The sequence below is a fragment of the Mesorhizobium sp. dw_380 genome, from assembly GCF_018588885.1.
Taxonomy (GTDB): domain Bacteria; phylum Pseudomonadota; class Alphaproteobacteria; order Rhizobiales; family Rhizobiaceae; genus Mesorhizobium.
Map to the genome: position 1 here is coordinate 106692 of NZ_JAFFIW010000020.1, position 10110 is coordinate 116801.

A 10110-nucleotide genomic window follows, 5' to 3' on the forward strand; every position below is an offset into this window, starting at 1 on the left:
TTGAAGAAGCCCGTAATGCTCTGCCGCTGCCGAACCGCCCTCAATGCGAGCGCGACGTCCGGTTCGTGATCTCTACCTCACCCCACGCGCTATCCCGCGCAGCGGGTTCGTTCTCCCGCCCCGTAGACGTCAGGTCATGCGCTTTGTCAGGTGGTTGAAAAGGTCTTGGGCGATCGGGGATAAATCAAGGTTAGCGGCGACGCACACTGAGAGATGTCGGCGAGCCCAGTCGTCCAGTAGCGGCGTAATCGAAATTGAAAACGTTCGCTTGCGCCTTCTGGCTACCGTCTCTGGAACAATCGCGACGCCAACACCAGCACTAGCCGCCAAACATATCGATTCGAACGTACGCAGCCTGATCCGGTACCGGAGTTTTACGCCGAGCCTGTCAGCTTGAGCGTCGATATGGTCCTGTAATGCGCCACCTTCCAATCCCACGAAATATTCTTCGGCGAGGCCGGAAAACCGGACTTCTCTTTGAGCCGCGAGTGCGTGCGTCTGAGCCGACACTACTACGAGCTTGCTCACCGCGAAGGGTTTAAGAAGCAGTTCCTCGTTGGCGGCTGCGTCCGACAATATGCCGATGTCGGCAAACCCGGCAGCTATGCTTCGGGCGATCTCATGACTTTGGCGCTCCCGAAGATCAACATCGACTTGCGGATGGGCGGCAAGCCACGGCGACAGTCGTATTGGAAGAACTTCCACAATGGCCGCTGTGTTGGCAACAACACGGATGCTCGCCCGTATCCCCTTCGCGTGGCGCCCTAGTTCTCCTCGCATGAGAGCGACTTGATGAAGAATTTCGCGGGCATGGTGGGAAAGTGCCTCACCCGCCTCCGTCAGAGCCACACCCCGGCGCCCCCTTTCCAGTAGTCGAACTTGGCCGGTTGCCTCCATCTCCCTTAGTCGATCACTGGCCGCAGCAAGAGAGAGTCCGACGTTAGCCGCGCCGTGGGTGATACTGCCAGCGTCAGCGACGGCGAGGAAAAGACGTAGGTCGGTGAAATCGAAGCGCATCTTCGGAAGTTACAACTCATTCAGCCTTCGGTCTAGGCGAAGGCTGGATACGGGAGTGCCGCATTGTCGATGATGTCGTAAAGCGTATGAGAGGGTCATGAACGACCTCTCAATTTTTCTGCTAGTCACTGTCGCAGCTACATTCTTTGCCGCCGGCACCGTTAAAGGTGTGACCGGCATGGGCCTCCCGACCGTCGCGATGGGTATTCTCGGCGGACTGCTGTCACCGCTTGCGGCAACATCGTTGCTCATCATTCCGTCGTTCGTAACGAACGTCTGGCAACTGGTTGCTGGCCCGAGCTTCAGGAGCATCCTGCGGCGGCTTTGGACCATGATGGTAGGAATCTTCGCCGGAACACTGGCCAGTACGTCTATGTTGACAGGCGATGATACTAACTTGAGCACCTTCATGCTCGGCCTCGCGCTGACCGCGTACGCGGTCTACACCTTGCTCGCAAAGCCCTCCCACATCAACCCACGGCATGAATGCTGGCTCTCGCCCGCGATCGGCTTGATCACCGGCCTCATTGCCGGTGCAACAGGCGTGTTCACCATTCCGGCCGTGCCCTATGTCCAGGCGCTCAGTTTCGAAAGGGATGATCTCGTCCAGGCACTCGGCCTTGCCTTTACGATTTCTACCATAGCACTTGCCGTTGGGCTCGCAGCACGAGGGGCATTCCAGATTGATAGACTATCGCTTTCGGCTCTCGCCATCTTTCCTGCGTTGGTCGGGATGTGGGCAGGGCAGTACATCCGACGGGCGGTCAGTCCCGCTACATTCAAACGCTGCTTTCTGATTGCTCTTGGCCTACTCGGCGCAGAGATGATGCTGCGCAGTATTTGGTAGTCCTGTCCCTCTGGCATGGACGCTTTTGGCGCAAAGCGCTGCATGGGGCCGTGTCTGTCTTAATCTGATGTGTTGGGTCTGCCCTGCTGCGGGAAGAGGATGAATCATCCGCATTTTGATCCTTTTGAGCATCATCTTGAGCTTATCTAGGCTCGAAATTAATACCATCTCAGTCGATGATGGAGACCACAATCGCTTTGCAGGAGAGACTACTATGCCGAGAATTGCAGCTCTGAAGCCCGCCGAAGTGCCGGCCGATTCGAAACTGACACTCGATGCCTTCACCAAGAATCTCGGGTTCACTCCAAATATGATGGCGACCTTTGCGGCCAGCCCGATCGCGTTCAACGCGTGGGCTACCCTGCGCACCTCCTTGAGCAAGGCGCTCGACCTGAAGACACGTGAAAGCATCAGCCTCGCTGTCTCCGAAGTGAATGGCTGCAACTACTGCCTGGCAGTTCATACCTTTGGTGCCGGGCACGCAAAGATGTCGGCCGATGAAATCATTTTCGCCCGAAAGGGTCATGCCAACGACCCAAAGCGGGATGCCGCCGTCCAATTTGCACGCAAAGTCATCGAGACGCGAGGGCAGGTCAGTGACGTTGATGTAAAAGCCGTCCGCGACGCCGGCTACACCGATGCGAACATCATCGAGATCGTTACGCTGGTGGCCATGTACTCGCTGACGAACTTCTTCAACAACGTGTTCGATCCCGAGAAAGACTTTCCCGCCGTTCCGCAGGCCGGCTCGATCTGAGCTCTGTCCGGTCGGAAGTCTTTTGCAGACCGGAATTCCGCAAGATGACGAAATATCACACACAGGGAGTTGGATGATGAAAGCAATCGTTGTGACGGAGCAGGCGGCGGGAACCGCGGGGATGAAGCTGGTGGAGCGGCCCGAACCACAGGCAGCAATAAACGATGTCGTCGTTGAGGTTCATGCGGCGGGATTCGTCAACACCGAACTGGAGTGGCCTTCGACCTGGGCCGATCGAGCCTTCCGTGACCGGAAGCCGTCGATCCTCGGCCATGAGGTGGCTGGAGTGGTCACTGCCCTAGGCTACGGCACCACCGGGCTTTCAATCGGTCAGCGCGTGTTCGGCCTCGCCGACTGGCATCGCGACGGCACGCTCGCGGAATATATTGCCATGGAGGCGCGCAATCTCGCGCCATTGCCCGGCGACGTCGACTTCACGGTGGGCGCGAGCCTGCCGATCTCTGGCCTGACCGCATGGCAGGGACTGTTCCAGCACGGCCGCCTTCAGGCGGGGCAGAGCGTCCTCGCTCACGGCGCGGCCGGCGCGGTCGGGTCGATCGTTACGCAACTCGCAAAGGAGGCCGGCGCCTATGTCATTGGCACCGGACGTGCTGCCGATCGCCAGAAGGCGTTGGACTTCGGCGCAAATGAATTCGTCGACCTCGAGAACGACGCTCTGAAAGACGTCGGTGGCGTCGATCTGGTGTTCGATGTCATCGGCGGCGACATTCAGAAGCAGTCAGCAGCCCTCATTCGAGCCGGAGGTACTCTAGTGACCGTCGTTGGACCGGCCGAGGCTCGACCCGCCGATGGTCTGGCCGTGGACTTCGTCGTTGAGGCGGATCGCGCCCAACTAGGCGAGATCGTCCAGCGGGTGCGGGACGGACGACTGCGGACGAATATCGGCAAGGTCTCGTCGCTCGACGATGCCGTTGGCACCTTCAACTCGACCGAGCGACGCGCGGGGAAGACGGTCATCCGCGTTCGGCCGTGAGAGCTTGGGGAGGGGCGAGCGGTTCTGCCCCCCGTCGATCATCATTGCCCTTTTGGACCGTGGCGATTGTCTTGGCACGCATCCAGGCGAAAGATTCGACCAAGCAAACAAGCACATAGGAGTCACCAATGTCGTTTCGATTCATCACCAAGTCTATGCATGCCTACCTCATCGATTATCCCGTCGCTGTCGTCTTGATCGCAGCACCGTTCGTGCTGAAGCTAGGCCAGAGCGGACCGATCGCACTGTGGCTTTCGGTTGTTGTCGGTGCCACGGCGCTACTCTTGGCCGCCCTGACTGACCATCCCACCGGGCTCTTTCGTATCATTCCCTACTGGCTGCATCTTTGGGTCGACCGGGCCGTTGGCGTGGTGTTTGTCATCGCACCGGTTGCCTTCAAGTTCGCTGGGCTCGATGCCTGGTACTACTGGGTCCTCGCTGCCGCTGTCCTACTCACGACCTCGGTCTTTAACGCGCCGGAGGAACCAGCCGCGGCGCATTTGGCATCGGACAGGCATACGGCGGCTTGAGGGCGACGATTGTCGCAGCGCTATTCTTCGCCGCTATAAAAACTATACGCACCGGCTATTGGAAGATTTCGTTCCTCGCTGCGATCGATGGTTATCGCTGCCGCAGATCTTATCGAGTGACGCTCAGCGTAACCTGGAACGGATGTTGCTCAATTGCGTGAACCAGAAATGCACGGCTCGCCGCGAAACGTGCCACCAGTAATCAACGAGGCTCGCCGGGGCGAAATGCGCCAGCTGGCTTTCATGCCCGCCATGGTATCCCTGGTGGCCTCGTTTGCCGCGGCGACCGCTCCGATCCCATGTACTAGCGGCCGACGTACGGCCCGGCTCAAATCATATTCAAGCGAGTTATCATGACTGAAATCACCACCGATATGGAGGCAATCATCAAGCAGGCGATGCTGTCCTTCGTCGCCACGATCAATGAGGACGGAACGCCAAGTCTTTCGCCGAAGGCATCGCTAACGGTGAGCGATGGCGCACTTTACTTCGCCGATATCGCTTCGCCTCGGACGATCCTGAACCTGAAGCGCAATCCGGCCGTCGAAATCAATGTGGTCGACGTATTCCAGCGGCGCGGATACCGGTTCACGGGTCGTGCCGTGGTTTTGCCGCCGGGAAATGACGAGTTTTCCATGATCGCCGACTGGGTCCGCGCGACGAACGGCTCGGAATATCCTGTCGATCATGTCGTCAGAATTGAGCCCACTTCGATTTCACCGCTTCTTTCGCCCGCTCATGTCTTTGCCGACCCGCCTCGGAGCCAGGACGAAATCAGGGACACATATCGTCAGAAATACACAGTGACCTCGGGGCTCTGCAAACCACAGGGAACCGCATAAGGTTCGGGAGCATCGTATGGGCATCAGTCGAGATCGGCACCACCGATCACAGCGATTTCGATGGATGGCTGCCGCTTTGGAACGGCTGCCAGTGGTTCTAGGAGGCGCGACAGCGATGACTTGCGCGCTTACCCGACTCGAGCGGGTCCATGGGGCGATCGCGACGGTGGACGGGCATGCGTTCGGCCTGGCGCATTGGATCTATCATCGATCCACCTGGACGACTAACGACAATTGCTATCTCCAGGACTTGTTCGTGGCCGACGATGCGCGTGGAAGCGGGCTCGGTCGCACACTCATCGAGCATGTAAAAGCGGACGCCATGCGTCAGGGTGCCCCCCGAGTTTATTGGCCGGCGCACGAATCCAACCAGAACGCCATCTACCTCTATGACCGCGTCGCTGAGCGCTCGCGTTTCGTCCAATATCGAAAGCTTCTATCTTGACTTGCTTCCACCGGGCGCGCGGTGCAGTGCGATATGGTGGGTCAGCGATTTAGTATCTCGAGGTGTCATGCCCCAAGTCGACTGGTTAAGCCATCTCTTGCAAATAATCACCGTGACCGGCCAGCTCGAGGTCCGCTGCGCCTACGGTGCGCCGTGGCGCGTTGCCTGGAGCAAGGCTGCCGCGAACGAAATTCCCTACCACGTCATTGTTAAGGGCCGGGCCATTCTCGAGGATCCGGAGACGAGAGCGGTGAGGGAGCTGGTGAGCGGAGATATTGTGCTGCTGCCTCACGGCGCGGCGCATGTACTGCACGACGGCAGCGGGCAAACACCAATCCCTACCCAGCAACGCCAGGGGTCAGCCGGATGGATGCTGAGTGAGAATGATGGCCGGGGCGAGCAACTGGATCTGCTGTGTGGGCGATTTTTTATTGCGCCACCCCATGATCGACTGATCCGCAACTACCTGCCCGCTAATCTGGTGACACGCGCTGTGGACAGCCATGGAGAAGAGGGCATGGGGTCCGCATCCAACCAACTTGCCGGTCTTGTCGGGCTGATGCGGATGGAGTCCGCCGGTGACAGGGCGGGAGGGCGCGCCATTCTCAACGCGCTTTCTTCGGCTCTGTTCACACTGGTACTGCGCGCGGCGAGCCAATCCGGGAAAGCCCCCGAAGGCTTGTTGGCCCTGGCCGGCCATCCGCGGCTGGCACCAGCGATTGCGGCAATGTTCGCCGATGCGGCACGGCCTTGGAAACTGCCCGATCTGGCCGATTTGTGCGGGATGTCGCGCGCTACGTTCATGCGCCAGTTTCAGGACAAGCTGGGTCGCTCCGCCCTCGATTTGTTGACCGATCTCCGCATGAGTCTGGCCGCCAACGAGTTGAAGAAGCCAGCGATCAGCACCGAGGCCGTGGCCGAGACCGTTGGGTATCAATCCGTTTCGGCATTCCGGCATGTCTTCGCCGAAAGGATGGGGATGACGCCGGGGGAGTGGCGGCGACTGGCGCACAAGGGCGAGTAAGAAGCGCGGTCTGAGATCCGGAAGGCGCAGTTTGATCCTTTCGCGCATCGTATTGAGCTAATTCAGTCTCGAAATAATCACTCGTCCCCGTAAATTAGGCTCCGTAATCACTTGATAAGGGAGCCATCCAATGAACTGCATCAGCCTCACTACCGGACCCGCAACCCGCGTCGCCGCCGAAATCTTCAAGGAGACCGCGAAGAGCGAAAACGCGTTCGCGACGAACGCCGTCATCGAAACGATCCTGAGCCGCAGTGCCGCCAAGTACTACGACGCTACTGCCGCCCTGAGCGACGACCAGATCCGCGACCTGGTGCGTATCGGCACGTCCGCGCCAACCTCCTTCCACCTGCAGAACTGGCGCTTCATCGCCGTACGCTCGCCGGAAGCCAAGGCGCGGCTGCGTCCGATCGCCTGGAATCAGCCCGCGATCACCGACGCGGCCGTGACCTTCATCATCATCGGCCAGCTTGCCGATGCAAGCACTGTTCCAGCCCGCCTGGCGCCCGTAGTGGAAGCCGGCATCATGCCGGCACACCTGGTGCCGGATTGGGAAATCCCCGCCCGCGGTTTGTATGACGATCAGCCGCAGCGCCAGCGCGACGAAGCCGTGCGCTCCGCAACCTTCGGCGCCGCGGCGATCATCTACACGGCCCGGTCGCTGGGCCTGGGTTCGACGCCGATGATCGGTTTCGACGCCGAGGCGGTGCACAGCGAGTTCGGCCTGGCCGAAGACGAAGTGCCGGTCATGCTGCTGACCGTCGGACCCGAGCGAGCTGGCAACTGGCCGCAGAAGCCGCGCATGCCGGTCGCCGATGTGCTGGACTTTGCATAATCACTAATCAACTCAAGATCTTATGGAGACTACGATGGCGAGAACCGCTGCGCTGAAGCCGGAACAGGTACCGGCTGACTCGAAACAGACCCTCGATGCTTTCACCAGGAATATCGGGTTCACCCCAAATATGATGGCGGCCTTCGCGCAGAGCCCGATCGCGTTCAACTCCTGGGCCACGCTGCTCGGATCCCTGAGCAAAGCACTCGACGTAAAGACGCGAGACAGCATCGGCCTCGCCGTTTCCGAAGTGAACGGCTGCAATTACTGCCTGACGGTTCACAGCTTTACGGCCGAACACATGGCCAAGCTGCCGGCCGATGACATCATCCTCGCCCGAAAGGGTCATGCCAAGAATCCGAAGCGGGATGCCGCCGTCCAGTTCGCACGCAAAGTCATCGAGACCCGCGGCCACGTCGACGACGCTGATCTGAAAGCCGTCCGCGATGCTGGCTACACCGATGCGAACGTCATCGAGATCGTCGCGCTTGTGGCCATGTACTCGCTGACGAACTTCTTCAACAACGTGTTCGATCACGACAAGGACTTTCCCGCCGTCGCGCCGGCCGGCTCGGTCTGAGCTCGGTCCTGTCCCGTAAAGCCATAGGAACAATCCCATGAATATCCTCCACATTGATGTCAGTCCGCGACTGGAATCGCATAGCCGCCAGCTTTCGGCGGCGATCGTCGAAAGGCTCCTCGAGGTTGCGCCCGGGGCGAGCGTCAGTCGGCGTGATCTAGGGACTGAGCCCTTGCCTCACGCCGCGGCTGACTACGCGGTTGCGCTGTCGTCGCCTGCTACCTTGGCGGCCCCGCCGAAGGGCGCTCTGGATCGTTCCGAGGCGCTTATCCAGGAAGTCGAAGCGGCCGACGTGATCGTCATCGGAACGCCCATGCACAACTTCACCATTCCCTCGGTTCTCAAAGCATGGATCGACCAGATCTTGCGCGTTGGTCGCACGATGAAATCGACGTCCGCCGGGAAGGTGGGAATGCTTCGGGACCGTCCGGTGTTTATCGGCGTCGCTTCCGGTGGCGTCTTTTCCGGCGACCGAGCAAACCAACCCGATTTTCTTACGCCGTATCTCTCGCTAGCGCTGAACTCCATTGGGCTGGAGACCCTGCAATTCCTCCCGCTGCAGGCCACCGCGTTTCTTGATGAGGACAAGGCCGCATTGGCGAGGGAGAAGGCCTTGGCGGTGATCGATCTGACGGTCGTGCGAGAGCTTCGAGGCGTCGATGGTCGGCCCGCGGTGCTCTCGGGCACCGGTAGACCCTATCGCGATGCGCACCCTGTTCTGAGAAGCGTCGCGCTAGCAGCATTCTGAAGGCCCGCCGCAAGCTCTCGGCACGCCCGCATCATAACCCTCCGGCCTCCGCCGGACCGTGAACACGAGGTCTTTCCGATGATTTTACCTACTAATACGCGTCCCCAAATCGGCGATAGGATCACCGGCAAATCAGCACCGCCCGATGATGGCGCCGTCCGCGAATGGATCGGACCAGAGGCGTTCGAGCGTTGGGCTGAGCTGCGGAACTGGATCGATGAATCCTATCCAGGAGTTTTTACGCCGGACTGGCTCTACGGTGGCAGGAACCGCGGTTGGTCCTTGCGCTACAAGAAGACCAAGGCGCTCTGCACCTTGGTGCCGGGATACCGGCGGCTTTCGGCTGTGGTGGTCATGGGTGGAGCAGAACGGGAGAAGTTTGAGGAGCGGCGCTATGTCTGGCGTCTGCAATTGGTCAAGCTCTACGACGAAGCCAAAACATACATCGACGGAAAATGGCTGACGATTGCCATTTCATCGGCAGATGATCTGCATGATGTGACGGCGCTTCTGACTATGAAGCGCCAGCCAAAGCCGCGCGGCTGAAGGCAACAAAAATCCTCGATTCGCGGCGCGATGGCTCCGAGGAACCCGGGTAGCGGTCTCGTGCTGGATGCGGAGCAGGCGGACACAGGTGACCTCGGCTGAACGCCCGCTTGTGCACTTTCGGTCTAATAGCGAACCGGCACCTTTCGGCCCCTTCTCGTCGAGTAGCAGCCGTGGCGCGAAGCCGACGCACCGCGACGAGCGGCGAGTGCAGCCGCGCATAGCGTTCATCGACATCCCACGAACCCTCCTCCTTCATTCGATCCTCCCGTGCCGGCCAAAATCGAGTTGATAAAAATGTTGATCAAGGACGATGGCACGATAGGATACGAAGACGAGCGAAACGGAACGAATCCAGAGCCTACAAGTCATTGTTTAAGAACGGAAAGTTATTTCTCTCTCCGCCGAGAGACGAGAGCGATTTCAAAGAATTATTCAAACGATTGGCCGCAGCGGGTGCGGGTCGGCCAATGGGCAAGGATGGATTTCCTGCTGGCCCATGGACGCCCGAGCTTCTTGCAGAGGCGATTTCACAGATTGATTCCAACCGGATTGGGGTTGATCTTCAAGAGAACGAGAAGGGAATTAGCGCTGCCAACATTCGCTGGCTGGCGAGGGTCCTTGGCTGCGATGATCCGGTGGCAACCAGCGAATGGCAGATGGAGCTTAGTGCGGCGCAATCGCGGTTAACGGCCAAGAGAAGAGAATGGAAAAGAGCGGGAAGCGGCGTTGCGCTGGCAGTTCCAGATATGAGACGGACTGCGACCTTCGATGATGGGTCGGATTCCCCGGCAGAGATGGCAAGGGATAATGACGCTAAAGGGCCGAGGCGGCGTTTCAGTTTGGCAAGGAAATCGGAGGCGCTTTTTAGTCGAGGATATCCGCTGAATTTGCCGGCGTCGGTGTTTGCGGGTGTCTCCGCTCTTGGGTTTTTGTCGTATATTG

General features: G+C 59.4%; 12 protein-coding genes and 1 pseudogene. 12 read left to right on the forward strand and 1 reads right to left on the reverse strand.

Annotated elements, in window-relative coordinates:
* Positions 1-129: 129 nt before the first annotated feature.
* Positions 130-1017: a LysR family transcriptional regulator gene (locus tag JT360_RS19975; protein WP_214473442.1), complete on the reverse strand. Its 888-nt coding sequence runs from the start codon at positions 1015-1017 to the stop codon at positions 130-132.
* A gap of 97 nt (positions 1018-1114) precedes the next feature.
* Here JT360_RS19975 and JT360_RS19980 point away from each other — a divergent pair, with 97 nt between their 5' ends.
* The 12 genes and pseudogenes from JT360_RS19980 to JT360_RS20035 form a co-directional block, all read left to right on the forward strand.
* Entirely contained in the window at positions 1115-1864 is a 750-nt protein-coding gene (locus JT360_RS19980) for a sulfite exporter TauE/SafE family protein (RefSeq protein ID WP_214473443.1), read from the forward strand.
* A gap of 214 nt (positions 1865-2078) precedes the next feature.
* Positions 2079-2621 (forward strand): carboxymuconolactone decarboxylase family protein, encoded by a 543-nt coding sequence (locus JT360_RS19985; RefSeq protein ID WP_214473444.1) that lies wholly within the window; start codon positions 2079-2081, stop codon positions 2619-2621.
* A gap of 76 nt (positions 2622-2697) precedes the next feature.
* Positions 2698-3615, forward strand: a complete 918-nt coding sequence (locus JT360_RS19990) for an NADP-dependent oxidoreductase (RefSeq protein WP_214473445.1) — start codon at positions 2698-2700, stop codon at positions 3613-3615.
* Positions 3616-3743: 128 nt separating this feature from the next.
* A complete protein-coding gene (locus JT360_RS19995) occupies positions 3744-4145 on the forward strand; it encodes an SPW repeat domain-containing protein (protein WP_214473446.1) in 402 nt (133 codons plus the stop codon).
* A gap of 353 nt (positions 4146-4498) precedes the next feature.
* Positions 4499-4987, forward strand: coding sequence for a pyridoxamine 5'-phosphate oxidase family protein (locus tag JT360_RS20000; protein WP_214473447.1), 489 nt, complete (start codon positions 4499-4501; stop codon positions 4985-4987).
* Between the two features lie 64 nt (positions 4988-5051).
* Positions 5052-5432, forward strand: coding sequence for a GNAT family N-acetyltransferase (locus tag JT360_RS20005; RefSeq protein ID WP_250888925.1), 381 nt, complete (start codon positions 5052-5054; stop codon positions 5430-5432).
* A gap of 67 nt (positions 5433-5499) precedes the next feature.
* The gene (locus JT360_RS20010) at positions 5500-6456 is read left to right on the forward strand and encodes an AraC family transcriptional regulator (RefSeq protein ID WP_214473448.1); all 957 of its coding nucleotides are present in this window, start codon (positions 5500-5502) and stop codon (positions 6454-6456) included.
* 130 nt (positions 6457-6586) lie between these two features.
* The gene (locus JT360_RS20015; RefSeq protein ID WP_250888926.1) at positions 6587-7291 is read left to right on the forward strand and encodes a nitroreductase family protein; all 705 of its coding nucleotides are present in this window, start codon (positions 6587-6589) and stop codon (positions 7289-7291) included.
* 34 nt (positions 7292-7325) lie between these two features.
* Positions 7326-7871: a carboxymuconolactone decarboxylase family protein gene (locus JT360_RS20020; RefSeq protein WP_214473449.1), complete on the forward strand. Its 546-nt coding sequence runs from the start codon at positions 7326-7328 to the stop codon at positions 7869-7871.
* A gap of 37 nt (positions 7872-7908) precedes the next feature.
* Positions 7909-8619, forward strand: a complete 711-nt coding sequence (locus JT360_RS20025) for an FMN-dependent NADH-azoreductase (protein WP_214473450.1) — start codon at positions 7909-7911, stop codon at positions 8617-8619.
* 78 nt (positions 8620-8697) lie between these two features.
* On the forward strand, positions 8698-9165 hold the full coding sequence (locus JT360_RS20030; protein WP_214473451.1) for a DUF3788 domain-containing protein: 468 nt from the start codon (positions 8698-8700) through the stop codon (positions 9163-9165).
* 371 nt (positions 9166-9536) lie between these two features.
* Positions 9537-10110: pseudogene (locus JT360_RS20035) on the forward strand (RcgA family putative transporter); the annotation flags it as partial.

Coding starts and splice junctions, on each gene's coding strand:
- JT360_RS19975 (WP_214473442.1), bottom strand. CDS start 1,017: ATGCGCTTCGATTTCACCGACCTACGTCTTTTCCTCGCCGTCGCTGAC.
- JT360_RS19980 (WP_214473443.1), top strand. CDS start 1,115: ATGAACGACCTCTCAATTTTTCTGCTAGTCACTGTCGCAGCTACATTC.
- JT360_RS19985 (WP_214473444.1), top strand. CDS start 2,079: ATGCCGAGAATTGCAGCTCTGAAGCCCGCCGAAGTGCCGGCCGATTCG.
- JT360_RS19990 (WP_214473445.1), top strand. CDS start 2,698: ATGAAAGCAATCGTTGTGACGGAGCAGGCGGCGGGAACCGCGGGGATG.
- JT360_RS19995 (WP_214473446.1), top strand. CDS start 3,744: ATGTCGTTTCGATTCATCACCAAGTCTATGCATGCCTACCTCATCGAT.
- JT360_RS20000 (WP_214473447.1), top strand. CDS start 4,499: ATGACTGAAATCACCACCGATATGGAGGCAATCATCAAGCAGGCGATG.
- JT360_RS20005 (WP_250888925.1), top strand. CDS start 5,052: ATGGCTGCCGCTTTGGAACGGCTGCCAGTGGTTCTAGGAGGCGCGACA.
- JT360_RS20010 (WP_214473448.1), top strand. CDS start 5,500: ATGCCCCAAGTCGACTGGTTAAGCCATCTCTTGCAAATAATCACCGTG.
- JT360_RS20015 (WP_250888926.1), top strand. CDS start 6,587: ATGAACTGCATCAGCCTCACTACCGGACCCGCAACCCGCGTCGCCGCC.
- JT360_RS20020 (WP_214473449.1), top strand. CDS start 7,326: ATGGCGAGAACCGCTGCGCTGAAGCCGGAACAGGTACCGGCTGACTCG.
- JT360_RS20025 (WP_214473450.1), top strand. CDS start 7,909: ATGAATATCCTCCACATTGATGTCAGTCCGCGACTGGAATCGCATAGC.
- JT360_RS20030 (WP_214473451.1), top strand. CDS start 8,698: ATGATTTTACCTACTAATACGCGTCCCCAAATCGGCGATAGGATCACC.